Annotated in this window: 21 protein-coding genes, 1 tRNA gene and 2 rRNA genes (1 of these 24 running past the window's edge); 15 read left to right on the plus strand and 9 right to left on the minus strand. The window is 64.9% G+C overall.

Annotated features, from left to right (window positions below):
* Position 1: 1 nt before the first annotated feature.
* Genes FNA67_RS18785 through FNA67_RS18810 form a run of 6 tightly spaced genes read left to right on the plus strand, consistent with a single transcriptional unit; the run spans position 2 to position 10,050 of the window.
* Positions 2 to 1,036 carry an ABC transporter ATP-binding protein gene (locus FNA67_RS18785; protein ID WP_210246400.1) on the plus strand — a complete coding sequence of 345 codons (1,035 nt, stop codon included), beginning with the start codon at positions 2 to 4 and terminating at the stop codon, positions 1,034 to 1,036.
* Positions 1,029 to 2,078 (plus strand): ABC transporter ATP-binding protein, encoded by a 1,050-nt coding sequence (locus FNA67_RS18790; protein ID WP_147657571.1) that lies wholly within the window; start codon positions 1,029 to 1,031, stop codon positions 2,076 to 2,078. The genes FNA67_RS18785 and FNA67_RS18790 overlap by 8 nt, the downstream gene beginning before the upstream one ends.
* Positions 2,075 to 3,316, plus strand: coding sequence for an HAD family hydrolase (locus tag FNA67_RS22125; protein ID WP_210246401.1), 1,242 nt, complete (start codon positions 2,075 to 2,077; stop codon positions 3,314 to 3,316). Before FNA67_RS18790 ends, FNA67_RS22125 begins: the two co-directional genes overlap by 4 nt.
* Entirely contained in the window at positions 3,313 to 5,775 is a 2,463-nt protein-coding gene (locus tag FNA67_RS18800) for a hypothetical protein (RefSeq protein ID WP_147657573.1), read from the plus strand. Before FNA67_RS22125 ends, FNA67_RS18800 begins: the two co-directional genes overlap by 4 nt.
* Positions 5,776 to 5,818: 43 nt before the next feature.
* The gene (locus tag FNA67_RS18805) at positions 5,819 to 8,917 is read left to right on the plus strand and encodes an alpha-mannosidase (protein WP_147657575.1); all 3,099 of its coding nucleotides are present in this window, start codon (positions 5,819 to 5,821) and stop codon (positions 8,915 to 8,917) included.
* Positions 8,918 to 8,940: 23 nt separating this feature from the next.
* Positions 8,941 to 10,050, plus strand: coding sequence for a CehA/McbA family metallohydrolase (locus tag FNA67_RS18810; protein WP_147657578.1), 1,110 nt, complete (start codon positions 8,941 to 8,943; stop codon positions 10,048 to 10,050).
* A gap of 64 nt (positions 10,051 to 10,114) precedes the next feature.
* Here the strand turns inward: FNA67_RS18810 and FNA67_RS18815 are convergent, their stop codons facing one another.
* Positions 10,115 to 10,825, minus strand: a complete 711-nt coding sequence (locus tag FNA67_RS18815; RefSeq protein WP_147657580.1) for a GntR family transcriptional regulator — start codon at positions 10,823 to 10,825, stop codon at positions 10,115 to 10,117.
* Between the two features lie 68 nt (positions 10,826 to 10,893).
* Between FNA67_RS18815 and FNA67_RS18820 the strand changes: the two genes are divergently transcribed.
* From FNA67_RS18820 to uxuA, 4 genes are all read left to right on the plus strand, one after another.
* Positions 10,894 to 11,877, plus strand: a complete 984-nt coding sequence (locus tag FNA67_RS18820) for a C4-dicarboxylate TRAP transporter substrate-binding protein (RefSeq protein WP_147657582.1) — start codon at positions 10,894 to 10,896, stop codon at positions 11,875 to 11,877.
* A 61-nt stretch (positions 11,878 to 11,938) separates the two neighbouring features.
* Positions 11,939 to 12,457: a TRAP transporter small permease gene (locus tag FNA67_RS18825; protein ID WP_244616392.1), complete on the plus strand. Its 519-nt coding sequence runs from the start codon at positions 11,939 to 11,941 to the stop codon at positions 12,455 to 12,457.
* Between the two features lie 3 nt (positions 12,458 to 12,460).
* Complete coding sequence (locus FNA67_RS18830) at positions 12,461 to 13,744, plus strand: TRAP transporter large permease (RefSeq protein WP_147657584.1); 1,284 nt, start codon at positions 12,461 to 12,463, stop codon at positions 13,742 to 13,744.
* 10 nt (positions 13,745 to 13,754) lie between these two features.
* Positions 13,755 to 14,984 (plus strand): mannonate dehydratase, encoded by a 1,230-nt coding sequence (gene uxuA, locus FNA67_RS18835; RefSeq protein ID WP_147657586.1) that lies wholly within the window; start codon positions 13,755 to 13,757, stop codon positions 14,982 to 14,984.
* A 100-nt stretch (positions 14,985 to 15,084) separates the two neighbouring features.
* Here the strand turns inward: uxuA and FNA67_RS18840 are convergent.
* Positions 15,085 to 15,161: transfer RNA gene (locus FNA67_RS18840), tRNA-Met, on the minus strand.
* A 457-nt stretch (positions 15,162 to 15,618) separates the two neighbouring features.
* Between FNA67_RS18840 and FNA67_RS18845 the strand changes: the two genes are divergently transcribed.
* The gene (locus FNA67_RS18845; RefSeq protein ID WP_049706641.1) at positions 15,619 to 15,843 is read left to right on the plus strand and encodes a hypothetical protein; all 225 of its coding nucleotides are present in this window, start codon (positions 15,619 to 15,621) and stop codon (positions 15,841 to 15,843) included.
* Between the two features lie 70 nt (positions 15,844 to 15,913).
* Positions 15,914 to 16,567: a DUF599 domain-containing protein gene (locus FNA67_RS18850; RefSeq protein WP_049706642.1), complete on the plus strand. Its 654-nt coding sequence runs from the start codon at positions 15,914 to 15,916 to the stop codon at positions 16,565 to 16,567.
* 46 nt (positions 16,568 to 16,613) lie between these two features.
* Here the strand turns inward: FNA67_RS18850 and FNA67_RS18855 are convergent, their stop codons facing one another.
* The gene (locus FNA67_RS18855; protein ID WP_147657587.1) at positions 16,614 to 17,939 is read right to left on the minus strand and encodes a tetratricopeptide repeat protein; all 1,326 of its coding nucleotides are present in this window, start codon (positions 17,937 to 17,939) and stop codon (positions 16,614 to 16,616) included.
* A gap of 184 nt (positions 17,940 to 18,123) precedes the next feature.
* Between FNA67_RS18855 and FNA67_RS18860 the strand changes: the two genes are divergently transcribed.
* Genes FNA67_RS18860 through FNA67_RS18870 form a run of 3 tightly spaced genes read left to right on the plus strand, consistent with a single transcriptional unit; the run spans position 18,124 to position 19,304 of the window.
* A complete protein-coding gene (locus tag FNA67_RS18860) occupies positions 18,124 to 18,435 on the plus strand; it encodes a (2Fe-2S)-binding protein (protein ID WP_049706644.1) in 312 nt (103 codons plus the stop codon).
* On the plus strand, positions 18,401 to 18,886 hold the full coding sequence (gene bfr, locus FNA67_RS18865; protein WP_049706645.1) for a bacterioferritin: 486 nt from the start codon (positions 18,401 to 18,403) through the stop codon (positions 18,884 to 18,886). Before FNA67_RS18860 ends, bfr begins: the two co-directional genes overlap by 35 nt.
* Positions 18,887 to 18,890: 4 nt before the next feature.
* Positions 18,891 to 19,304: a VOC family protein gene (locus tag FNA67_RS18870; RefSeq protein ID WP_147657590.1), complete on the plus strand. Its 414-nt coding sequence runs from the start codon at positions 18,891 to 18,893 to the stop codon at positions 19,302 to 19,304.
* A 24-nt stretch (positions 19,305 to 19,328) separates the two neighbouring features.
* Here FNA67_RS18870 and FNA67_RS18875 read toward each other — a convergent pair whose 3' ends face one another.
* The 6 genes from FNA67_RS18875 to FNA67_RS18900 all read right to left on the minus strand — a co-directional run.
* Positions 19,329 to 19,934 carry a nucleotidyltransferase family protein gene (locus FNA67_RS18875; RefSeq protein WP_147657592.1) on the minus strand — a complete coding sequence of 202 codons (606 nt, stop codon included), beginning with the start codon at positions 19,932 to 19,934 and terminating at the stop codon, positions 19,329 to 19,331.
* Positions 19,935 to 19,967: 33 nt separating this feature from the next.
* Positions 19,968 to 20,987, minus strand: coding sequence for an alpha/beta hydrolase (locus tag FNA67_RS18880; RefSeq protein WP_244616393.1), 1,020 nt, complete (start codon positions 20,985 to 20,987; stop codon positions 19,968 to 19,970).
* Between the two features lie 101 nt (positions 20,988 to 21,088).
* Positions 21,089 to 21,358 carry an EscU/YscU/HrcU family type III secretion system export apparatus switch protein gene (locus FNA67_RS18885; protein ID WP_049706648.1) on the minus strand — a complete coding sequence of 90 codons (270 nt, stop codon included), beginning with the start codon at positions 21,356 to 21,358 and terminating at the stop codon, positions 21,089 to 21,091.
* On the minus strand, positions 21,355 to 23,043 hold the full coding sequence (fliK, locus tag FNA67_RS18890; protein ID WP_147657594.1) for a flagellar hook-length control protein FliK: 1,689 nt from the start codon (positions 23,041 to 23,043) through the stop codon (positions 21,355 to 21,357). The genes FNA67_RS18885 and fliK overlap by 4 nt, the downstream gene beginning before the upstream one ends.
* Before the next feature lie 143 nt (positions 23,044 to 23,186).
* A 5S ribosomal RNA gene (rrf, locus tag FNA67_RS18895) occupies positions 23,187 to 23,302 on the minus strand.
* 85 nt (positions 23,303 to 23,387) lie between these two features.
* Positions 23,388 to 24,333 (minus strand): 23S ribosomal RNA (locus FNA67_RS18900) (it continues 1,785 nt past the right edge of the window).

Consider the following 24,333-nt stretch of genomic DNA (forward strand, 5'->3'; position numbering starts at 1 on the left):
CATGACCAATTCCACGATGCCTGTAGAGCGGCTGCTCGACCTGGAAAACGTCCAGGTGCACTTCCCCATGCGCGAAGGCCTGGTCAAGGCGGTCAACGGGGTCTCCTACCACGTCAACAAGGGCGAGGTGCTCGGCATCGTCGGCGAAAGCGGGTCGGGCAAATCCATCACCGCCCGCGCCATCATGCGCCTGCTGCCCAAGCGCGCCGTCGATGCCGGCGGCACCATCCGCTTCCGTCCGCGCGACGGGGAGGAAATCGAACTCTCTGCCCTTTCACGCAACAGCCGCGCCATCCGGCAGGTGCGCGGCAACCATATCGGCATGATCTTCCAGGAGCCGATGACCGCGCTCTCCCCGGTCCATACCATCGGCACCCAGATCATGCGCACCATCCAGTTGCACAAGGGCCTCTCCCGGTCCGCCGCGCGCGAGAGGGCCATCGATCTCCTCGCCAAGGTGCGGCTGCCGCGCCCGGCCGAGCTGGTCGATGCCTATCCGCACCAGCTTTCGGGCGGCATGCGCCAGCGCGCCATGATCGCGCTCGCCATCTCGTGCGACCCGAGCCTGCTGATCGCGGACGAGCCCACCACGGCGCTCGACGTGACGACCGAGGCGCAGATTCTCGATCTGCTCAAGCAGCTCCAGGCCGAACTGGGCATGGCGATCATCTTCATCACCCACAATTTCGGCGTGGTGGCCGACATCGCCGACCGCGTGTCGGTGATGTATCTGGGTCGCATCCTCGAGACGGCGAGCGTGGATGACATCTTCTATGAGCCCAAGCACCCCTATACCCAGGCCCTCCTGCGCTCGATCCCGCGGCTCGGGGTCGACCAGGGCCGGCGCCTCCCCACAATTCCCGGCATGGTGCCGGACCCCTTCAGCGTGCCGCAGGGATGCGAGTTCCATCCGCGCTGCAGCCACGCCCGCGCCGGGCTCTGCGATGTGAAAGCCCCGCCCGAACGGCGTTTCGGCAGCCAGATGTCGCGTTGCCACATCGCCGACCAGTTTGTGCAGGAGCCCGTCCATGTCTGACCTTTCCGCCGGTGCGGCCACCCTGCCGGACGACGTGCTGATCTCGGTGCGCAACCTCAAGAAATACTTCCCCATCCAGGCCGGATGGCTCCGCCGCAAGGTCGGGGACGTCAAGGCCATCGACGATGTCTCCCTCGATATCCGCAAGGGCGAGACGATGGGATTGGTCGGGGAATCCGGCTCGGGCAAGTCGACCGTCGCGCGGCTGATGCTGCGCGCCTATTCGCTGACGGGAGGCAGCATCCTCTTCCGGCAATCGGATGGTTCGGTGATCGATGTCTCCAACCTCACCGACCGGCAGATGCGCTCGCTGCGCCGCGAGATGCAGATGATCTTCCAGGATCCCTATTCCTCGCTCAATCCGCGCATGAACCTGCTCGAACTGGTGGGCGAGCCGCTGGTGATCCACGGCGTGGGCACCCAGGCCGAAATCCGCGACCGGGTGGCCGAACTGCTCGAAGTGGTGGGGCTGCGTCCCGAGTTCCTCAACCGCTACCCCCACGCCTTTTCGGGCGGCCAGCGCCAGCGCATCGGCATCGCCCGCGCCCTGGCGCTCAACCCCAGCTTTATCGCGGCCGACGAGGCGGTCTCCGCGCTCGACGTCTCGGTCGCCGCGCAGAACATCAATCTTCTGCAGGACCTGCAGGAAAAGTTCGGCCTCACCTATCTCTTCATCACCCATGACCTGGGCATGGTCGAGCACATCGCCGACCGGGTGGGCGTGATGTACCTGGGGCGGCTGCTCGAGGTCGCGCCCACCGAGCAGCTTTTCAGCAAGCCGCTCCATCCCTATACGGAAGCCCTCATGGCCGCCGTGCCGCAACCGGACCCGCGAGGCAACCGGACGCGAAAGCGCGTGCCGCTCAAGGGCGAGATCGCCAACGCGGCCAACCCGCCTGCAGGCTGCGCCTTCCATCCGCGCTGCCCCTACGCGCAGCCCCGTTGCAGCGCCGAGGTTCCCGCGCTCCGGGCGGTCGAGGGCGGCAGGCAGGTGCGCTGCCATTTTGCCGAGGAGCTGTCCCTGGCCGGAGCCGTGGCGTGACCGACATTTCCGTGGAGGCCGATGGCGAACTGGCGGCCCGCTATGCGCCGCGCCTCTTGCTCGATGCGCGCGAGCCCTACCGGCCGGTGGCCTACGGCTATACGCTCTTCCGCGAACCCGGCCAGTCGCCGTCCTCCAAGTTCCGGGTGGAACCGGCGGGCGCGCTCGCCATCGAATACGCCATCTATTACGACTGGGATATCGGGCACCTCTACGACCTCGAACACGTCTGGGTGCATGTCGATACCCAGGGGCAGATCGTCCTGGTCGAGGCCTCCGCCCATGGCGGCCGCCGGGTGATGGACGCGGGCCGCGGCAAGGCCCGGATGCTGGACGGACACCCGGCCATCTACGCCGAGGCCGGCAAGCATGCCCACTGGGCCGCCCCAGAGCACATGAGCGCCGCCGACCGCGAGAAGCTGGCGGTTCTCTGCGGCCCGGCCGCCGGCATCGAGGGCGTCCATCTGGGCAACCCCTTCGCCGAGCGCGGCGACTATCTGGCGAGCGAAGAGGACCACCGCCTCGCCCGGCTCCGGATGCGCCATGACGCCTTCGTGCCGAGCCACGACTACCTGCCGGTCGCCGACATGCCCGCGCTCATGCCCTGGGCCGACCTCCGGGCCGCCATTCCCGACCGCGTCCGTGCCGAGCTCGCGCGGCTGCGCGCAGGCCTGCCGCGCTTCGGCGCCATCCTGCTCGATTGCGGCGACACGCTGGTCGATGAGCGCACCGAGATAAAGCAACCGGGAAGCGAAGTGGTCCTGCGCGGCGACCTCATTCCCGGCGCGGCCGGCATGGTGCACACACTCAAGGCGCTCGGCTATCCCCTCGTCCTGGTGGCCGACGGACCGCGCCAGAGCTTCGTCAACCTTCTGGGCCAGCACGGGCTCTGGGAGCTTTTCGATGCCCATGTGATCTCCGAGGATGTCGGCGCGCTCAAGCCCGACGCCCGCATGTTCGATACGGCTCTCGCCGCCATCGGGCTCACCCGCGCCGACGCCTGGCGTTGCGTGATGGTGGGCAACAACCTTTCGCGCGACATCAAGGGCGCCAACGCCCTGGGCATAACCTCGATCTTCATGGCCTGGTCGACCCTTCGGACCCACGAGCCCATTGACGAGACCGAACAACCCGATTTCAGGATCGAGGCGCCAGGCGACCTGCCGGTGCTCCTCGACAGCCTCGAGCCCCTGCTGCGCTTCAAGGGGCGAAGCCCCATGCCGAAAGCCGTTTCATGACCGCACCATTGATGACCATCGCCCGGGGAAACAGTGTCACCGCCTGGGAGCTGTCCCCGGTCGAGGCGACCTACTACCCGGGCCAGCCGGCCAAAGCCCGCGATCCGCAGAACTACAAATACGTGAACGGCTTCGTCGATGTCGGCGACCTGCCATGCCGGGTCGCGACCTGGCGCGACGTGGCCACGCGCACCGTCACGTTGCGCACCGACTGGCCGGTCGAAAGCCTTTACCTCCCCGGCAGCAACCGGCGGGTAGAGTTCAGCCAGTTCCGCCATCGCCCGACGCGGCTGGCGCGCTGGTGCCGCACGACGCTGGCAGCCCCGGAGGATCGCTATTGCTCCTTCCGCCTCGAGACGCGCGGCGGCGTGCACATCTGGGTGGACGGCGAACTTGCCGGCCGCTTTGAGCCCTATACCCGCAACCACACGCAGCAGACGGTCGTCCACCTGCCGATCAGGGCCAGCGGCAGCGAGATCGTGGTGCTGACCGAGGACATGGCGGAGCGCGATACCAACTGGTTCTTCGAGTTGGTGCTGCTCGACGCCGTCGCGCTGGAAATCCACCTGCCCGGGGCGCGGCTGGGCGACAAGGTCGAGACCCTCAAGGCCCTCTCGACGCAGGTGCGCACCAGCGGCGACGTCATCACCGGGGACGAGGCTGTGACCCTCCTCTTCGATACGCCCTCGAGCCTTCCGGTGGACATCCGCGCCCGGGTCAAATCCACCTCTCATACCCATGCCACGCTCCTCGACCGGACGGTCGCGCTACCGGCGGGCGTTACCGAGGTGACGCTGTGCAAGGGCCGCGACCTTCCCGACGGCTACCATTCGCTCGAGCTCGAGTTCATCGCCGGCGACAGTCGCGTCACCCGTACCATCGGCTGTCCGATCCTGGGCGCGATCGCCCCGGAGCAGCTGGGCGCCGACCTTGCGGCGCGCAAGGCCAGGGCTCTCGAACATGCTGCGCTGCACGGCGAGTTGCGCATGGGCACGGCGGTGGCGCTGCTCGAAACCGGCCGCTCCGACGACCCGCGCCTGCGCCCCATCATCGAAGAAACGCTTCTCGCCATCGAGGAGCATCGCGACTGCGCCGACTTCGTGTCGGTGCCGCTGCTCTGGGCCTGGATGCGGCACGGCTCCGCCTTCCCGCCCGACCTGGCCGAGCGCATCCGAACCACCCTGCTCGGGTTCCGCTATTGGGTCGACGAGCCGGGCAATGACGTGATGTGGTTCTGGAGCGAGAACCACGCGCTGTGCTTCCACGTCTCCCAGTTGCTGGCGGGCCTGAGCTTTCCCGAGGACATCTTCACTGCCTCGGGCCGAACCGGTAACGAGCAGGCCACCATTGCCATCGAGCGGCTGGAGCGCTGGCTGGATTCGGTCGAGGAAGAAGGGCTGGCCGAATGGAATTCAGCCGCCTATTACCCGGTCGATTTCATCGGCTTGCTGGCCCTGGTGGAACTTGCCCCCCAAGCCATCGCCGACCGCGCCCGTCAATTGTGCGACCGCATCTTCACCATGGTCGCGCTCCACACCCTGGCCGGGGTTCCGTCCGGCTCGATGGGCCGCGCCTATGACAAGGAATTGCGGGCGGGTCCGCTGACCGAACTCGCCCCTTTTGCCGCGGTGGCCTTTGGCGAGGGATGGCTCAACCAGGGCGTCGCGTCGCTTCCCCTTTTTGCCGCCGGCGGCTACGCGCCCCCCGATGAAATCTCGTCCTATGTCGAGCCGGCCCCGGGCAAGGTGCTGACGGCGCGTTACAGCCAGGGCTTCGGCCCCGCCGCGCTGCTTACGCTCTACAAGACCCGGCACGTCCAGCTTTCGACCAATAGCGGCGCCCAGCCCGGTGGGCACGGCCATCAGCAGCACGTGCTCGACCTGCGCTTTGCCAGCCACCCGATGGCGCGCAGCTGGCTCAACCATCCGGGCGAGGACGACCCCTGGGGCCAGCAGCGCCCCTCCTACTGGGCCGGCAACGGCGTTCTCCCCCGCGTCGGCCAGCATCGCAATGCCGCCCTGGTGCTCTATCAGCTCGGCGCGCAGGCGCGGCTCGACTTCACCCATGTCTATGCCGCGCGCGCCGGGCTCACGCATCACCTTGTGGGCGACACCCTGATCCTTGAGAGCCACGACGGAGGCCTTGTCGCCTATAAATCGACAGGTCCGTTGCAGCCGATCACCACCGGCCCGGGCGCAGGCATCGAATATCGCAGTCTCGGCCCCCGGCAGGGCTGGGCGGTTCTGGTTGCCGAAGGGCAATCGCTTGACGCCTTTGCCGCCTATCTCGGCCAATGCCGGCTGCGGCTGGGCAGTGGCGGCGATACGCTGGAACTGGAAAGGCCCGATGCGGCGACCTTGACGCTCGACTGGGGACAAGGCCTCCTCTTCGGCGAGCAAACCCACGAACAAGGCTTCCCCGGCGTCTTTCCCGCCGTCACCCTGGAAGACCTTCCCTAGACCTTTCGCACACGGCCTGCCGCCAAATCGCACCTGGATCAACATGCGCCTCGAAAAACTCGATCATCTCCTCTCACGGCTGCGGGACCGGATTTTCACGCGGCTCGACATGCCGCTGCCGCTGCGGTTCCGCCGCGGCCTGCCGGAGGAGCGCGCCGGGATCATCGGGCAGGACCCGGCCGGCTGGGATCGGGTCGGGCCCGAACTTTCCTGGGGGGAGCCCGAAAGCTACTTCTGGTTCGCCACCGGGTTCGCGCTGCCCGAGGCTGCCGCCGGCCGCCGCATCTACCTGCGGGTGGATGCCCAGTTCGGCAACACACGCGGACGCTCGGACCCGCAATGCCTCGTGCGGGTCAACGGCACGATCGCCCAGGGCGTGGACGGCAACCATCGAGAACTGCTGCTCACCGAGGCGGGCGAGCCTGGGACGCACTACGACATCCTGCTCGAAGCGGGGACCATCGAGGACCGGCGCCAGCACGGCATGACCATGTCGCTCATGGTGCACGACCCGCTGGTCGAGAAGGTCTTTTACGATCTGAGCGTGCCGCTCAACGTGGCCCGTCTCCTCGCTGCCGACGATCCGCGCCGCCATTTCATCGTCACCCGCGTCGATGCCGCCCTCAGATGCGTCGACTTCCGGCCCGGCGACGCGGCGCGTTTCGCCGCCTCCCTTGAGCAGGCCGAGCAAATCGCGGCCGAGATCTATGCCGCCCAGGATTTCGAGAAGAAGCCGGTCATCACCGTGACCGGGCACACCCATATCGATGTCGCCTGGCTCTGGCGCATCCGGGAAACGCGCCAGAAGATGGCGCGCTCCATGTCCACCGCGCTCGCGTTGATGGAGCAGTACCCGGACTACCGCTTCATGTACAACCAGGGGGTGCTGCTGGACTACCTGTCCGAGGACTACCCCGAGATCTTCGCCCGGCTCAAGGAGCAGGTGGCGGCCGGCCGCTTCGAGATCGAGGGCGCCCTCTGGCTCGAACCGGACGCCAACATCACCAACGGGGAATCCTTCGTCCGCCATATCCTCCACGGCTTCGCCTATCACGAGCAGACCTTCGGGGTGAGCCCGCGCATCTTCTGGCTGCCCGATACCTTTGGCTATTCGGCCGCCCTGCCGCAACTGATGAAGCTCTCGGGGGTGGATGTCTTCATCACCCACAAGCTAAGCTGGAACGACACCAACCGCATGCCCAACGAGACCTTCCACTGGGAAGGGATCGACGGCAGCACGGTGGCCGCATATTTCCTGACCACCCAGCCCTATACCGCCACCGGCTTCGGCACGACCTATTGCCCCGACATCAAGCCCACCCATGTCATGGGCACCTGGCGCCGCCACGGCCAGCAGGAGCTCAACGACGAACTGTTCCTCGTCTATGGCCACGGCGACGGCGGCGGCGGGCCGACCCGCGAAATGCTCGAGAACATCCGCCGCATGGAAAAGGGCATCCCCGGCTGTCCTTCCGTGCGCCACGAACACATGCGTCCCTTCTTCGAGCGACTGCTCAGGCGCATGGCGGACCGCCCCGATGACTTTCCCACCTGGGTGGGCGAGCTCTATCTCGAGTATCACCGCGGAACGCTGACCTCGGTCGCCAAGAACAAGCGCAACAACCGGCTTGCCGAACAGGCGCTGCGCGAACTCGAGGCTCTCGCCGTCCTCGCCCGAGAGCGCCTCGGGCTGGCCTACCCCACCGCCGAGTTGCATGCGCTCTGGCGCATCGTTCTGCTGAACCAGTTCCACGACATCCTGCCCGGCTCTTCCATCGGCGCGGTGTTCGACGACAGCGACCGCGACTATGACGATTTCTTCGCCCGTGCTTCGGCGCTGCGCGACCAACTCGCCGGAGGCTTCGCCCCGGTTGGGGAACATGTGCTCTTCAACACTCTGGGTCGGCCGCGCGACGGCCTGCTCGAACTCGAGGCCGACGGGCCGCTGGAGGTGAGCGTGGGCGAAACCAGCCTGTCGACCCAGGCCGCCCATTCCCCCGACGGCGCGATCCGTCAGGTCGTTCCGATCCGCGCGCTGCCGCCACTGTCGGCCACCCCCGTGACCCTCAAGCCCGGATCGGCCGCGTCGGGCAACTCTGGCCTCAAGGTCAGCGAACGGCTGCTCGAGAACGATGCGATCAGCGTGCGGTTCGACGAAAAGGGTCGGATCGTCTCGCTGTTCGACAAAAAGATCGGACGCGATCTCATCGTGCCCGGAACGCTCTCCAACCGGCTCCAGGCCTATCGGGACATGCCGGTCGAGTACGACGCCTGGGATATCGACGAAAGCTTCGAGGATCAGGTCTGGGACATCGACGAACTGGTCTCGGCCCGGGTCGTCGAGACCGGCCCCTACCGCGCCGCGATCCGCTTCGAATGGCGCTATGAGCGCTCGAGGCTGGTGCAGGTCGTATCGCTGGAGGCGGGAAGCAGGCGGCTCGACTTCGACAGTTTCATCGACTGGCACGAGCACGACACGCTCATCAAGGCCGCCTTCCCGCTCGACCTCCTGGTGCGCGAAAGCATCGCCGAAATCCAGTTCGGCCACGTCCGCCGCCCCGCGCACCGCAACACCTCATGGGACCGGGCCCGGTTCGAGACCGTGATGCACCGTTGGGTGGACGTCTCCGAACCAGGGTTCGGCGCCGCTTTCCTCAACGACAGCAAATATGGTTACGACCTCAAGGGCGGCACCATGCGGCTGACGCTCCTCAAGTCGCCGACCTATCCCTGGCCGGAGGCCGACCAGGGCGAACACCGCTTCCGCTATTCCCTGCGCGTCCATGAAGGGCTGGCCGAGGACGACATTCCCGGAGAAGCCGAAGCCTTCAACCTGCCGCTGCGCCTGGTTGCGGGCACAAGCGGGAGGGGCTCGCAAGTCGCTTCGCTTCTCAAGGTCGAGGGAACGGGCGTGACGCTCGAGGCCCTCAAGCTCGGCGAGGATGGCGAGGGCATCGTCGCCCGCCTCTGGGAGACTCACGGACGCGCCACACAAGCCCTGCTGCACCTGCCGCCCGGCACCGTGAGCGCCGATCTCGTCAACCTGCTGGAGCGTTCCCCGACCCCGCTCGAGATCGTCGACGGCACGGTGCGGCTGGTTTTCGCCCCCTTCCAGATCGTCACCGTCAAGCTCGGTCGCTAACCCCAACAAAGGCCGGAGGCACCATGATCCCGCCCATTCCCGACGCGCTGCCACCCCTTGCCGGCATCGGCGGCGGCATCTGGCTCAAGGGCGATTGGCACCTCCACTCGCGCCATAGCACCGACTCCACCAACAATCCGCAATCCAAGATCATCGGCTTTGCCGAGCGCATGGGCTTCGATTACCTGGCGATCACCGACCACGACGTGCATGTGGGGGGCGCGGTGGCCCAGCACACCTGGGCGGACCCCGAATTCCGCTCGGACCAGGTCCTGCTTTTCTATGGCGCCGAACTGACGGCGGCGCGGGGCCACATCAACATCCTGTCTGCCGAACCCTACGACCACCAGCGCATGTTCGATGCGCGCGACGACCGGGACTGGAACATCCTCAAGGTCAAGCATGCGCTGGGCGTGCACATGTCGGCCAACCACCCCAGCACGAAGAACCACTATGGCTATTCCTTCGATCTCGCCGACTCGGTCGAGATCTGGAACGGCTGCGTCTGGCCCAAGAACGTGCCCGGAGTGCGGATCTGGGACGACATGCTCAAGTCCGGTCGCATGCTCGGCGCGCGCGGCGGCAGCGACTCCCATCACGGCGTCCCCGACACACCCGACCGGATCGTCCCGCAATCGGTCGAAGCCAGCGCCAACTATGTCGGCACGCCGACCACCTGGATCTACGCTGCGGCGCGCACCAAGCGGGCGATCCTCAGGGCGCTCGAACAGGGCAAGGCTTCGATCAGCGCCAACCCCTACAATCCGCGCGTCGAATTCTACGCCGACCTGGACGGCGACGGCGTCGTGGACATGATGATGGGCGATAACGCAAAGCCCAGCGGACGGCCGGTGACCTTCGAGGTGCGGCTGGTGGGCGGTGGCATTGCGGGCGCGAACTATGCCGTCCGCGTCATCAAGAATCGCGATCCCTTCGCAAGCCTCATCACCGACGCCACGACGCGCTCGGTGCAATTCACCGACACCCCGGGGATCGGCGAGCGCAACTACTACCGCGTCGAAATCGAAGGCCCCCAGGCCCCCTACCCGGAAGTGCCCAACTCGATGGCGCAAAGCCTCAACATGATCGCCCTCTCCAACCCGCTCTATTTCAACTACGACCCGGGATTCTAGGGGAGTAGCGGGCTGACCGGGAGGCCGGGTGCCTTGGCAACGCACACCCCCTCCCCGATTGCCGTCAGTCGGAAAACAGTTCCGGGTGGGCCTGGGCCAGTCGTGGGAGCGACAGCAGGATTTCGCTCAGGTGCGTGCGCGTCGCCGCTTCCGCGTCGTCGGGCGCATGTCGGGCGATGGCATCGACGATGGCCGCATGCTGGCCGACGAGAACGTCGATGGGTGTCGCATCCGGCATGGACAGGTGGCGGACGCGGTCCATCTGCGCCTTGAGGTTTTCGAGAACGCGCCACGCGTAGTCGGAATCGACCGAATAGGCGAGGGACTGGTGGAAGCTCTCGTCGAGCCTGAGGAACTCGATGTGGTCGCCCTGCCGCTCGGCGTTCCGTTGGGCCTCGAGGATGCGTCGGAATTCCTCGATCCTTTTGGGCGACGCCTCTAGCGCCGCCTTGCGCACGACGGCCACTTCAATCGCCTCGCGGACGAAGCGTACGTTCTGGACCTGGCGGATCGAGATGAGCATCACGAAGGTGCCCCTCTGCGGGCGAATCTCGACCAGGCCGACCTCCGCAAGCTTGATGAAGGACTCGCGCACCGGTTGCCTCGACACGCCCAGTTGCCGCGCGACCTCGGCTTCCGAGATCGGGTTGCCCGGCCGCAGCTTCAGCTGAACGATGGCTTCGCGTAGCGCGTCGAAAACACGGTTCGCCATGCGGCCCTGTCGGGTCGTGTGGCTATCGTCATCGAGCGGAAAAAGTTCGTCTGTCGTGCTCATGTTGACTCTCAACATACTACCATACTAGCATACTGACAATCGGCTTATGGCCGAGAAGGGAGGAAAGAATGAAACGCATTGCCCTAGAGGCCCTCGTTGCCGCTGGTGCGCTCGTGATCGCCACACCGAGCGCCGTCTTTGCAGTCGACTACACGCTTAGCGTCAATACGGCACTCGCCACCTCGGACCCGCTCTACAAGGGACTGGAGAGCTTCGTGTCGGGAGTGGCGGAAGCGAGCGGGGGACGGCTTGAAGTAAAGCTGTTCCCGAACTCGCAGCTCGGCCCGGACGAGGACGTCCTCGAACAGGCTCGGGCCGGCGCCCCCGTTGCAGTTATCGTCGACGGCGGTCGCCTGGCGACCTACGTGAACGAGTTCGGCATCATGGGAGCCCCTTACCTGGCGGATGGCTATGACGGCGTCAGGCGCGTTTCGGTGTCGCCCCTTTTCGAGGAATGGGTAACCAAACTCCACGACTCCGCGCAGCTCCAGGTGCTCAGCTTCAACTGGTGGCAGGGCGAACGACATCTTTGGACCAACAAGGAAGTGAAGACGCCAGCCGACCTGGCCGGCGTCCGGATGCGCACTCCGGGGGCGCCGGTGTGGACCGAGACCGTCACTGCCATGGGTGCCGTGCCCACGCCGATGCCCTTTGCCGATGTCTACTCTGCCCTCCAGCAGAACGTGATCGACGCCGCCGAGGCGCAGCTTCCGGCTGGTCAAGGCGCCAAGCTGTTCGAAGTGACGAAGTATCTGACCAAGACCGGCCACATCAATCTGATAACCGGGATGGTGACGAGCGGAAGCTGGTTCGACTCCCTGCCGGCGGACTTGCAGAAAGTGCTCCGCGACGAGGCCCTCAAGGCAGGCGACGTGGGATCCTACGGCACGCGCGACGCCCTTGCAAAGATCGAGGACGAACTCAAGGCATCGGGGATGACGGTCAACCAGGTCGACACCCAGGTCTTCAAGGACGCGACCGCCGTCGTCTACGAGAAGCTTGGATATGGCGAGCTGCGGGACAAGGTCCAGCAGATCGCGGCCGGCAACTAACCCATCTCGAACTCACTGCGGGGAGGAGGGAGTTCCCTGCGCCCCCTCCCGGACAGGACCCATGCTGCTCAAGCGCCTTGATCAAGTGGAGTATGCGCTGGCCGCGCTGCTGCTCGCCACTATCGTCATCCTCGTCTTCTCGGCCGCCCTGATGCGATTCTTCGGTCATCCGCTCATCTGGTCGGTGGACATGGCCCAGTTGCTGTTCATCTGGTTGTGCATGTTCGGCGCGACCCGCGCCCTGAGGACCAAAAGCCATCTGGGTATAGACATCCTGGTGCGCTACCTGCCGCACAAGCAGCGTTTTTGGCTGGAGCTCGCGCTTTCAGCGCTGATCCTGGCCTTCCTGGCCATGCTGACCGTCGAGGGTATCCGCCTGACGCTTCTCAACCTGGCACGCCGGTTCGGCGACAGCGGTATCAGCTACGGCTGGGTCACCGCCGCCGTCCCGGCGGGATGCGTGATGCTGGCGATCGCGCTGGTCGTCAACATGGTGCGGGCATGGAGACGCCGAAGCGATGGGGAGACCCTGGTCTACTCGCGTTCGGACTCCGAGATCGCCCAAGCGGTGGAGCACTGAGGCATGCTCCTTATCACCATCACCTTCTTCGCCCTGATGTTTCTCGGGCTCCCGGTGGCCTTCGCGATCGGCATGTCGGGCTTCCTCTTCTTCATGACCACCCAGACCATGCCCATGTCGATCGGGGTGCAGAAGATCGCCACCATGAGTCAGAGCTTCCCTCTGCTTGCGGTGCCGTTCTTCGTGCTGTCCGGTCACCTCATGAACGAGAGCGGCATTACCCAGCGCCTGTTCAAGTTCTCCCATATCGCCGTCGGCTGGATGGCGGGTGGTCTCGGCCAGGTCGCGATCGTCCTCTCCACCCTGATGGGAGGCGTCTCCGGCTCCGCCGTTGCGGATGCAGCCATGGAGGCGCGCGTCCTTGGGCCGAGCATGACCCGGCAGGGTTACGGAAAGGGCTTTTCCGCTGCGGTCATTGCCGTTGGTTCCCTTATCACCGCCACCATCCCTCCCTCGATCGGCCTCATCCTCTATGGCTATGTCGGCAACGTTTCGATCGGGCGACTGTTCATCGCCGGCGTCATCCCCGGGCTGCTGATGATGGCGGGCATGATGCTCACCACCTACCTGATCGCCAAGCGCCGCGGCTACGTGGTCGCCGATACCGAAAAGCCCAGTTTCCGCGCGCTTGTCAGCGCCGCCTGGCAGGCCAAGTGGGCCCTGCTCTTTCCCGTCGCCTTGCTCGTGACCATCAGGGGCGGGGTTTTCACCCCATCGGAAGTGGGCGCGTTCGCCGTCGTCTATGCCGTCCTGGTCGGCTTCCTGCTGCACCGCGACATGACCTGGGCAAAGCTCGGGCGCGCCTTTTCCCACGCCATCTCCGACATCGGCCTCATCATGATCATCATCCTGATGTCGGGCATGGTGGGATTTGCCATCATCTACCTGCAGGTGCCGCAGGGTATCTCTTCGTGGATGCTGTCCGGGATCACTCAGCCCCAGCTGATTGTCCTTGCAATCCTGCTGTTCCTGTTGATCGCCGGCTTCTTCATCGAAAGCACGGTTCTGGTGCTCCTGCTCACGCCGATCTTCGTGCCGGTAGCGACGGCCGCGGGTATCGACCCGGTGCATTTCGGCATCCTGATGATGAGCATCGTCACGCTTGGCGGCATGACGCCGCCGGTCGGCGTCGCCATGTTCGCCGTGTGCTCGCTCATGGGCGTCCGCATCGAGGAATATACGATCGAGGCATTGCCGTTTATCGGAACGGTTATCCTCATCATCCTCATCCTGCTCTTTTTTCCCGAGCTGGTGCTGTGGCTGCCCCGCCTCGCCTTCGGCAGCTAGGAGATCGACGATGAAGCAGACTTGGCGCTGGTTCGGTCCGCCCGATGTCGCAAAGGTGGACGACATCGTTCAGGCCGGCGCTGAAGGCGTGGTAACGGCCCTTCACCACATCCCCAACGGAGTTGCCTGGCCTTTCGAGGAAGTGACGCTGCGGCAAAGGCAGGTGGGCCTTCGCGCGGATGGATCGCCCTCGGGGCTGGCCTGGGACGTGGTGGAAAGCCTTCCTGTTTCCGAGGAAATCAAAAAACAGAAGGGCGAGTGGCGCGAGCACATTGCCAGCTACAAGGCGTCGCTGGAAAACATCGCTCGCGCCGGCATCGAAGTCGTTTGCTACAATTTCATGCCCGTTCTCGACTGGACCCGCACCGCGCTCCGCCACCGCGTGCCCAATGGCGGCACGGCCATGCGCTTCGACATCAACGATTTCGCCGTCTTCGATATCCATATCCTGGCTCGCGCCGGAGCCTCGGAGGACTTCAGCGAAATGGTTCGGCTCGAAGCTGCAAGACGCTTCGAGAAACTGAGCGATGCCGAGCGCGAGCGGCTGGCACGCAGTGTAACCATGGGCCTGCCGGGCTCCACGGAGAGCCTCTCCATCGCCGACGTGCGGTCGCATCTGGAAGAGTATGACCACATCTCATCCGATAGGCTCCGCGAGCATTTCGTCGATTTTCTCAGCGAGGTGGTGCCCGTAGCCGAGAGGCTGGGGCTGCGGCTATGCTGTCACCCAGACGACCCGCCGTTTCCCCTCCTCGGACTTCCCCGCGTCATGTCGACCGAAGCCGACTACACCTATCTCATGGCGAAGGTGAACTCCCCGGCGAACGGCATCACCCTCTGTTCAGGCTCGCTCGGCGCGCGCCCCGACAACGATCTTCCCGGCATGATGAAACGTCTGGGCGACAGGGTTCACTTCATCCACCTCCGCAACGTCAAACGCGATGGCAGCGACATCGCCGGCTCGTTCGTGGAAGCCGAGCATCTGGCGGGCGATACGGACATGGTCGCATTGATCGCCACGATCATCGCAGAGGAGCGCCGCCGCAAGGCCGCGGGCCGGTCCGACCACCAGATCCCGATGCGCCCCGACCACGGCCAGGATATTCTCGACGATCTGACGCGGAACTCGCAGCCCGGCTACCCCACTATCGGGCGCCTGAAGGGACTGGCCGAACTGCGCGGCGTCATCACCGCGCTCGAGCACCAGCAATTCGGTCTCGAGGGCTCCGAGCGCCGATAGTCGCAAAGCCTCCTCGCGCGTCGAGGAGGCCGCGACCAATGCCGAGCGAAACCCGTTACGGGGTCGTTCGAAGTCAGTTCGTAAAATCTGGGGAAGGGATTGGTTGCGGGGGCAGGATTTGAACCTGCGACCTTCAGGTTATGAGCCTGACGAGCTACCGGGCTGCTCCACCCCGCGCCAATCTGGAAGGCGTCTTTCAAGGCGGCCATCGCCGCGACGCAGGGCGTATATAGGCAACCCGGCCGCCGATCACAAGCGTAAAGTCGGCTGGCGTGACAGTTTTTTGAACCTGGCTCCGCCGGAGCCTCCCAACACGCCCGCAGTGCCTGGCTTTTCCGGGCTATGTCGCGGCCAGAGGATTGAAACTGCTGGGGAAAACCGGGGCATCTGCCCCGTTCTGCCATACCAGCGGCGCCCATTGCTCGCTGCGAGGAAAAAACAAAAACGGCTTTCGGGCGGCCGGCCGAGATTGGTCGACCGTTTCTCGACTGATCTACTAGAGTATTGCATCCTCATGGATGTCGGCACCGGGGTTTCCCTCCCTTTTCCCCGCGCCGCCGGATTGCCTCGCCGGCCGATTCCTCAGGGCCGGCGAGGCCCTTCAACCGGGTAACGAGAGCGCCAGGGAGCGCAAATGATGATCCACCATTTCGGCATCCTGCAGCCGCCCGAGGGCAAGGCGATCAACGGCCGGAAACCGTTTTTCGGCGGCGCCGAAAGCCGCGAGCGCGAAGACGGGCTATCCCGCCTCGAACGTGACTTCGCCCTTCTCGGCCTCGGCTGGACCGGGCTCGATACCGATCGCGCCGCGGAGGAACGTCCCCGCTTCGTAAGGCTGGTGATGCCGCCCTATCTTTGACGTCGAGCCAATCGCCTTTGCCGCGACGGAACGCTAGAACAGGAATCAGCGTCTTCGACCCGGTGGCACCATGACCGTTCTCGCAAGTTTCCTGCCGCTTATCTGCTTCCTGCTCTATCCGCTGGTGGTCGAGCGCCTGGAGGCGAAACATCCTACCCTTTCGGCCCTGATGAGCCGCCACCGCCTGCGCTGGGTCAACAACGCGGTCAGCCGCGATACCCCGATGGACGCCATCCTCTCGGGCAACCTGATGAGTTCGGTGTCTTTCTTCGCCTCGACCACCGTGCTGCTGATCCTGGCGCTCTTCGCCGTCTTCGGGCAGCTTTCCGCGCTGCGCTCGGCCACCGAGCATCTCCAGCCGCAACTCACCCAGTTCGACCTCGAGCTGCACCTGGCCGCCGTCCTCGCCATCTTCGTGGTGGCGTTCCTCGCCTTCACGCTCTCGCTGCGCAACTTCAATCATTTCTGCATCATGCTGGGCGCTGTCCAGCACGACGGCAGCGCTACCGCGGAGGAAATCCGGGTCATCGCCGCCCTCAACACCATCGGCGCGCGCAACTTCAACCACGGCATCCGGGCTTACTACTTCGCCATGGCCAGCCTGGCCTGGTTCGCTTCGCCCTGGCTGGCCATCGCCACGACCATCGTGATCATCGGCGTCCTCGCCTATCGCGAGTTCTTCTCGACTTCGCGCCACCTCATCGATTCAATCACCGCAAAGTAAGAGGCCGCCGGACGAACCGGCGGCCTTCAAGGCGGGCGGACAAGGATCAGTTGCTGATCTTGTCCTTGCTCTTGGACTTGGTGATCGGCGTCGGCTCGCTCGTATCGCCGGCGGGGGTCGACGTATCGTTCTGGAGGCGATTGAGGTTCTCCACGCCCAGCTCGTACCCCTGGTCCGCCGAGAGCTGGTACCAATGGAGGGCTTCCTCCCTGTCGGCCTTCACGCCCAGGCCATTCTCGTAGATGTGGCCCATGTTGTTCTGTCCGATCGGCTGGCCGGCATCGGCCGCCATCTTGGTCCATTCGAGGGCCTTGGCATAATCGACATCGGTTCCCGTGCCGTTGAGATAGAGCAGACCGAGATTGACCGCCGCCCGCATCTCGCCGCCATTGGCGGCCTTTTCGTAGAGTTCGATGGCCTTGTCGTAGTCCTGCTTGACCCCGCGCCCGTCTTCATAGAGCAGGGCGAGGTTGTGCTGGGCCAGGGCAAGGTCCTGGTCCGCCGCCTGCTGGTAGAGCTCGGCCGCGCCTTCGACATCGGTCTCCACGCCCATGCCGTTTTCCTTGAGGAACCCGAGGTTGTTGAGCCCGTACATGTCACCCTGGTCGGCTGCCGCCTGATAGAGTTCGGCCGCGCGGGCATCGTCGACCTCCACACCCAGCCCATCCTGGTAGATCTTGCCCAGGTTGACCTGCCCGGAGGCATCGCCGTGGTCGGCGGCGCGCTGGAACCAGGCCGCCGCCGCGATGTAGTCGCGCTCGACCCCCAGGCCTTCCTGGTACATCAGGCCGAGGTTGGACTCGGCGCGCGGCAGGCCCTGCTCGGCCGCGGCGCGATACCAGCGCTGCGCCTGATAGGAATCCTGGTCGACCCCGTCGCCATAATCATAGGAAAGCCCGAGGCTGTTCTGGGCCGGCGCGAACCCCTGGTTGGCTGCCTGCTGGAGCAGTTCGGCGCCATGCTCCATGTCCTTGTCCACGCCCTGCCCCATGATGAGCATGTCGCCAAAGGTGGTGAGCGCGAGGAGGTTCCCCTCGTCGGCCGCCGCCTCGAGGAGCGGCGCCGCCTTGTCGTCCTGGCTGTCGGCATAATAGGCCCTGCCCAGCCAGGTCTTGACCTGGGCCGAGCTGGCATCGGCCTTGAGAGCCTTCTGGCACGCTGCGATCGCCGCCTCGGTATCGATGGCCGACAGGTCCTTGCCTATGGACTCGAAACCCGATTCCCACTGGCTGGCGGCTTCGGCCGCGCAATCATCGAACGCTGCCGCCAGCACCGGCCCGGCGCCGAGCGGCATGAGCAATCCCAGCACCAATCCCGCAACCGCCGCTCCAGCGGCCTGTGCCGGCCGCCGCGGCGTCAAAAGCGATCCCATCTCAACAGTCTCCTGCTTTGCCTTGCCCCACCTCCTTTTACCCGGATGCGGTCACCAGCGGCAAGCTGGGGCAATTCGATCACATCACGGGGAACCGAGCGGTTGCGGCATTATCTGAGGTTGACAGTCAGGTTTAAACGGCCTTTTATCCCCTCGCAAAGAACTCCGGACCGCCAGCCTTCCAATGCTTGTCTGCCAGTGCAACGTGATCACCGACAAGGAGATCGAAGAGATCGTCCTGTCGTTCCTCAAGGAGGATCCCTGGCAGTTGGTGGTGCCCGCAAAGGTCTACCGCGCCATCGAAAAGCGTGGGCGCTGCGCCGGTTGCTTTCCGAATGTAGTGGACATTATCGCCCGCGTGACGGAAGAGTATCACCTCCTGTTGGACCGGAGTTCGGTCGACCTGGTGGACGTGAAGGCCCGCCTCGCCCGGCTCCAGAAGAAACGTATTGGAGGTCGGCGTGAAGGGCGAAGCACAGGTCATCGAGCGGCTTAACGAAGCGCTTTTTCTCGAACTGGGTGCAGTCAACCAGTATTGGGTGCACTACCGCCTGCTCAGCGACTGGGGCTTCCAGAAGCTGGCGGCCAAGGAGCGCGCCGAATCCATCGAGGAGATGCACCACGCCGATCGCCTGATCGAGCGCATCATCTTCCTTGAAGGGCACCCCAACCTGCAACGCGTGGCGCCGCTGCGCATCGGCCAGACCATCAAGGAAGTGCTCGAGGCGGACCTCGCCGGCGAGTACGACGCCCGCACCGCCTACAAGAAGTCGCGCGAACTGTGCGCGGACCTGGGCGACTACGTCTCCAAGGAGCTGTTCGACGAACTGCTCAAGGACGAGGAAGGCCATATCGACTTCCTCGAGACCCAGCTCCAGCTTCTCGAAAACATCGGCATCGAGCGCTACGGCCAGCTCAACGCCGGGCCGGCCAACGAAGCCGAATAATCCGATGCAGCTCCATCTCGGACGGCTGATCGATCACGTGCACCTGCGGGCCAGGGACCTGGAAAAGACCAGGACATTCTATGCCGGTGCGTTGCAGCCCCTGGGCATCGCCATTGCCAGTGCCGGGGATGGCTGGTTCCAGGTCGATGAGCTGTTCGTGAGCGAGGCCGGCGACGACGCGCCGCCGACCCATATCCACCTGGCCTTCCAGGCCAAGGATCGCGCCACTGTCGACGCCTTCTACGAGGCCGCGATCGCGGCAGGCGGCACCGACAACGGCAAGCCCGGCGAGCGCCACTACCACCCCGGCTACTACGGCGCCTTCGTGCTCGATCCGGACGGCAACAATATCGAGGCCGTCTACCACGGCCCCGGCCACCGTTCCGCTCCCTCGATCGTCATCGAGCCGATCCTCTAGGCCACGGCCAACTCGCCTAGCCTGCTACCAGGGCACCACCGTGACCTCGGGCCAGATCGAGACGGCCCGGGCGCCCTTGGTCTCGTGCGTTTCCCGATTGTCGAGCTTCCGGTTGGGCACCAGCCGGAACGAGAACATGTCATCGAGCCCATAGGGCGCGTAGATCTCCATCCGCCCGTCCCCAATCAGCCGCACCCCGACCGCATGGGTGAGGCAGGCGAACCTGTCGATGGCCTCGCGCGAGGACGCGAGCGGCGCATAGGGCCGCCCGAAATGCCTCTCGTACCAGAGATGCACTCGTGCCTGGTTGCGGATCTCGACCGGCACCGGCAAGCGCGCGAACCGCTCGGCCCCGTCCCGGATCACGCGGTCCTCGGCCTCGTAGCTCAGGTCCGACGCATCGAAATAGAAGAGGTCGATGTCCTTGACCCCCGTCATCGAGGGGCGGCCGGTGAGCGCATTCCACACATTGTTGTAGATGGCGCCCGAGACGATCCAGCTATCGGGCAGCGCCATTTCATCAAGCCCCTCCAGAGCCGCCATCAAGGACGGTTGGCCCCTGATGATCGCCTCCAGTTGCTGGCGTTGCGTCTCGAAATCACGTCCGGAAAATCGCAAATGCTCGTTCATGTACCGAGCTTAGGCGATTCCCGGTCGCCCCCGCTATTGGCTCGAAATGGGCGCGAACTGGGTATCGAGCTGATCGATGATGGCATGCATGGGTTCCATCGGCTCGCCATTGGGCAACACCCCTTCGGGCGGCGCCGGCACTATGGCCAGCCTCGGCACGCCGCTGGGGAAAGCCCCGAACCGGGTGAAGAACTCCACCATGTCGTCGAGGATAGGCATGCGCCAACGCCACATGGCTCCGATGGCGATCACCGGCTCCATATGCCCGAACCCGTCATAATACTTGGTCGTGACCCAAACGCCCTGCGAGCGCAGTCGCGCCGCCAGGTTCTCGGTGTTCTGCACCCGCACGATCGGGTCGGTCGTACCGGACGTCAGCAGCATGGGCGGGGCATCGGAGGTGACCAGGTTGATGGGCTGGGTGCCCTCGGGCACCGGCGCATCGCCGAAGGTGTTGCGCACCTCGTCATATTCGAAGGGGTAGAAATCATAGGGCCCCGAGAGCGCCGCCACGCCCCGGATAGGGATCGTGACGCCGTACTCCTTGAAATAGGACGGATCGAGCGCCAGCATCACGGCATTGTAGGCGCCTGCCGAGTGGCCGGCCATGAACACGCGGTTCGGATCGCCGCCATACTTGGCGATATTGTCCTGCACCCACCGCATCGCAGCGGCGTTGTCTTCGAGGAAATCGGGGAAGCGCACCTCCGGATAGAGGCGATAATCGGGGATGACCACGATGAAGCCGCGCGCCGCCAGGGCCCGGCCCACGAACTGGTAATCCTCGCGCGCGCCATTCTTCCAGCCGCCGCCATAGATGAAGAATACCACCGGAGCGATGTCGCCACGCTCTTCGGGCGCATAGACATCGAGCTTGAAGCGCGCGCCGTCGGCGAAGGGAATGCCGTCGCCGACCTTGGCCGTGCCGCCATCCATGGCAGCGGGCACGTTGAAGGGATCCATGAGGCTGAGGGCCTGCGCGCCCCCGGCAGCAGCGCCGAGGAAACCAAGCGTCAGCACGAGCATCACAAGCGATCGGAAGGCAGCGGGCATGGCGGACCTGAAGGGAATTCTACGGTGCCTTCTTGCCAAGAGAAGCTGAACAATTTGTGGCTGCGCCCGTCCGACCGCCGGGCGATGACGCAGTCTTGAACCTAGAGCCGGTGGCGGGCCCGCAGCACGAAGCCGATGACTTCGGCCGCCGCCTCGAACAGCTCGAGCGGAATCTTCTGGTCGAGCTCGACTTCTGCGAGGGCCCGCGCCAGCATCGGATTGGCGTCGATGGCGACATCGTTCTCCTCGGCCAGGGCCACGATGCGCTCGGCCATAAGCCCGAAGCCCTTGGCCGTGACGCGCGGCGCCAGCCGGGAGCCCTCCTCATAGTGCATGGCCACGGCGATACGCCGTTCGGGGCGCTCACTCATCGGGTCGCATCCACGTATAGGCCGGCCGGCTGCGGCCGCGTGCTCTTCGGGATCCCTTGTCGGCACCGCACCGACACCGCCTCGATCCCCTTGGCCGCCAGTGCCTCGACCACTTCGGGCAGCATCGCCTCGAGCGCCCGGGCTGTCGCGACGCGCTCGGCCCAGATCGAGACATTGACCTTATGACCCCAAAGCCCGATCTGGGCGCCTACCTCCCCGATGACGGAGAAGTTGACGGCGAAGCGCATCTGCCAGCCGCGTCGCGCCGGATCCCCGCCCTCGGGCGCATGCCCGTCGCGGCCGACCTGGAACTGGGCCATGCACAATTCCTGCCCCAGCCGCAGCGGCAGTTCAACCATCACCTGGGCCGGCTTCTCCCCGCCATTGGCCGAATGCGTCTCGGGGAGGGCCGCAAGTTGAAAGAGCCGCAGGCGATGGAGTGCCGAATTGGCCTCCCCCAGTAGCGCCTTGGCGAGATCACGCAACGGCATGGCATCGTCGTCTGCCGGAAGCGGGCTTGCCTGCGCCCGCGGAATGGCTCCGCGCGCCGGCGGCATCGTACGCCGCGCGCCCCCGGGTCCGAGCGCCTCGGGGCCAAGCCAGGCCAGCAGGGCCGAACGCAACCCCAGCAAGGCGGACTTGAGGTCCGGGCCGTTCGCGCCGGTCTGGCTCGGAAAGACACCGGACCGGGCAATCGCCTCGCGCAGTTCGGCGCCCCCCAGCTCGCCATCGAGCGCCAGTTGCGCATTGAGGAGGGCCTGGGCCGCCTTGGCGACATTCGCCGGCATCTCGTTGAGGCGCGGCAACAGCCTGTTCAGGGTGGCCAGCGCGGGCGCCAGATTGTCCTGGTCGGCGAGTGCAGCCTCGCTCACGGCCGCCAGCAGCGCCTGCAGGGGCGTCGACGTTGCGGGCTTCGCATTGGCGGCCGCTGGCGCCAGCGCTGTCAGCGTCAGGCGGGTCGTCGCACCCTCCGACTGCACCTCGAGATCCAGCATCGCGCCCGGATTGATCCGCTGCGGCAGCGTCACCACCAGCTTCTGGTTGGCAACGACGATCTCGGTTTCCCCGCTCGGGAGATTCCCCAATACCTGGGCCTGAACCCGCTGCCCCGGTTGCAGGGCGAGCGCCTTGAAGGCGGCTTGCGATTGCGGGGAAACCGCCACCGGCAGGTTGAGGGTTGCCGGCTGACTGGCACTGGAGTTGGGCAAGAGGCGCAGGCCGGCGCCGCCCGCGTCCACGGCGAACTTGAGCATGGTCCCGGGCATGGGCTGGCTGGGCAGTTCGAGGTCAACCACGAGATTGGCGATCGCCACCCGGGTCGTCCCATCGGCATTGCTGGCCAGCGCCTGGGCAATGAGGCTCTTGCCGGCATTGGCAAGCAAGGTCGCCTGCAACGCCGCCTTGGTTGCCGCTGGCAGGGGGACCGGTGATCCGGGCTCCGTGTCGGCGGGAACCAGCTTGCCATTGCCGTCGAACGCCAGCTTGACCGTGGCGCCCGCGGGCGGGCGCTCGCTGAGGTCGAGCGTGAGCACCTGTCGGCCGACGGCGACGAGCGTCTGTCCGTCCTGGTTCTGCCCGAGCGAACGCCCGTCCAGCGTCGCTCCGGGCAACGGACGCGCCGCCTCACCCGCGCGCAGGAGCGACGGCAGGGCAGAGGGAACCGGCAATTGGGCGGCGATCGGCATGGCAGCATTATTGCCGCATCGAGGTTAATGCCAGGGTAACCATGAGCGGGAGCCAGGCCCTGAATGCAACAAACCCCCGCGGCGTGAGCCGGCGGGGGTTTGTTGTGTTTCGATTATCGTATTGAGCTTGGTGTTTTTGGCAGACCTGGCGGCGACCTACTCTCCCGCGTCTTGAGACGAAGTACCATTGGCGCAGCAGTGTTTAACGGTCGAGTTCGGGATGGGATCGGGTTCTGGGCACTGCGCAAGAACCACCAGATCGGCGAAAAACACCAAGTGTGAAGTCTGGTTATGGTTTTGATTTGTGTTGCAGTCGTTATGACTGCGGGCATTGATTAATGAGAACGATCAAGCCGATCGAGCTATTAGTACCGGTAAGCTTCACACATTGCTGCGCTTCCACACCCGGCCTATCAACGTGGTGGTCTTCCACGGCTCTGATAGGGAATACTCGTTTTGAGGGAGGCTTCCTGCTTAGATGCATTCAGCAGTTATCCCGTCCGCACATAGCTACCCTGCAATGCGGCTGGCGCCACAACAGGTCCACCAGAGGTGCGTCCATCCCGGTCCTCTCGTACTAGGGACAGCTCCTCTCAATATTCCAACACCCACGGCAGATAGGGACCGAACTGTCTCACGACGTTCTGAACCCAGCTCACGTACCACTTTAAATGGCGAACAGCCATACCCTTGGGACCTGCTCCAGCCCCAGGATGTGATGAGCCGACATCGAGGTGCCAAACAATGCCGTCGCTATGGACGCTTGGGCATTATCAGCCTGTTATCCCCAGAGTACCTTTTATTCGTTGAGCGATGGCCCTTCCACACGGGACCACCGGATCACTATGACCGACTTTCGTCTCTGCTCGACTTGTCAGTCTCGCAGTCAGGCAGGCTTATGCCATTGCACTCGTCGAACGATTTCCGACCGTTCTGAGCCTACCATCGCGCGCCTCCGTTACTCTTTGGGAGGCGACCGCCCCAGTCAAACTACCCACCATACGCTGTCCCGGACACTGTAAATGCCGCGGTTAGACATTCATGACGATAAGGGTGGTATCTCATCTTGCGGCTCCACGAGAGCTGGCGCCCTCGCTTCAAAGCCTACCACCTATCCTGCACATGCCGACACGAATGCCAGCGTAAAGCTATAGTAAAGGTTCATGGGGTCTTTCCGTCTGACCGCAGGAACCCCGCATCTTCACGGGGAATTCAATTTCGCTGAGTCTATGCTGGAGACAGTGGGGAAGTCGTTACGCCATTCGTGCAGGTCGGAACTTACCCGACAAG

This window comes from Youhaiella tibetensis (genome assembly GCF_008000755.1).
Lineage (GTDB): Bacteria > Pseudomonadota > Alphaproteobacteria > Rhizobiales > Devosiaceae > Paradevosia > Paradevosia tibetensis.

What these genes read in the sequence shown, in the direction of transcription:
- FNA67_RS18845 (WP_049706641.1), top strand. Translation starts at nt 15,619, where the DNA reads ATGATGATCCACCATTTCGGCATCCTGCAGCCGCCCGAGGGCAAGGCG.
- FNA67_RS18830 (WP_147657584.1), top strand. Translation starts at nt 12,461, where the DNA reads ATGCTCCTTATCACCATCACCTTCTTCGCCCTGATGTTTCTCGGGCTC.
- FNA67_RS18790 (WP_147657571.1), top strand. Translation starts at nt 1,029, where the DNA reads ATGTCTGACCTTTCCGCCGGTGCGGCCACCCTGCCGGACGACGTGCTG.
- FNA67_RS18880 (WP_244616393.1), bottom strand. Translation starts at nt 20,987, where the DNA reads ATGCCCGCTGCCTTCCGATCGCTTGTGATGCTCGTGCTGACGCTTGGT.
- FNA67_RS18825 (WP_244616392.1), top strand. Translation starts at nt 11,939, where the DNA reads ATGCTGCTCAAGCGCCTTGATCAAGTGGAGTATGCGCTGGCCGCGCTG.
- fliK (WP_147657594.1), bottom strand. Translation starts at nt 23,043, where the DNA reads ATGCCGATCGCCGCCCAATTGCCGGTTCCCTCTGCCCTGCCGTCGCTC.
- FNA67_RS18855 (WP_147657587.1), bottom strand. Translation starts at nt 17,939, where the DNA reads ATGGGATCGCTTTTGACGCCGCGGCGGCCGGCACAGGCCGCTGGAGCG.
- FNA67_RS18875 (WP_147657592.1), bottom strand. Translation starts at nt 19,934, where the DNA reads ATGAACGAGCATTTGCGATTTTCCGGACGTGATTTCGAGACGCAACGC.
- FNA67_RS18850 (WP_049706642.1), top strand. Translation starts at nt 15,914, where the DNA reads ATGACCGTTCTCGCAAGTTTCCTGCCGCTTATCTGCTTCCTGCTCTAT.
- FNA67_RS18820 (WP_147657582.1), top strand. Translation starts at nt 10,894, where the DNA reads ATGAAACGCATTGCCCTAGAGGCCCTCGTTGCCGCTGGTGCGCTCGTG.
- FNA67_RS18805 (WP_147657575.1), top strand. Translation starts at nt 5,819, where the DNA reads ATGCGCCTCGAAAAACTCGATCATCTCCTCTCACGGCTGCGGGACCGG.
- FNA67_RS18815 (WP_147657580.1), bottom strand. Translation starts at nt 10,825, where the DNA reads ATGAGCACGACAGACGAACTTTTTCCGCTCGATGACGATAGCCACACG.
- FNA67_RS18800 (WP_147657573.1), top strand. Translation starts at nt 3,313, where the DNA reads ATGACCGCACCATTGATGACCATCGCCCGGGGAAACAGTGTCACCGCC.
- FNA67_RS18885 (WP_049706648.1), bottom strand. Translation starts at nt 21,358, where the DNA reads ATGAGTGAGCGCCCCGAACGGCGTATCGCCGTGGCCATGCACTATGAG.
- FNA67_RS18810 (WP_147657578.1), top strand. Translation starts at nt 8,941, where the DNA reads ATGATCCCGCCCATTCCCGACGCGCTGCCACCCCTTGCCGGCATCGGC.
- FNA67_RS18860 (WP_049706644.1), top strand. Translation starts at nt 18,124, where the DNA reads ATGCTTGTCTGCCAGTGCAACGTGATCACCGACAAGGAGATCGAAGAG.
- FNA67_RS18785 (WP_210246400.1), top strand. Translation starts at nt 2, where the DNA reads ATGACCAATTCCACGATGCCTGTAGAGCGGCTGCTCGACCTGGAAAAC.
- FNA67_RS18870 (WP_147657590.1), top strand. Translation starts at nt 18,891, where the DNA reads ATGCAGCTCCATCTCGGACGGCTGATCGATCACGTGCACCTGCGGGCC.
- uxuA (WP_147657586.1), top strand. Translation starts at nt 13,755, where the DNA reads ATGAAGCAGACTTGGCGCTGGTTCGGTCCGCCCGATGTCGCAAAGGTG.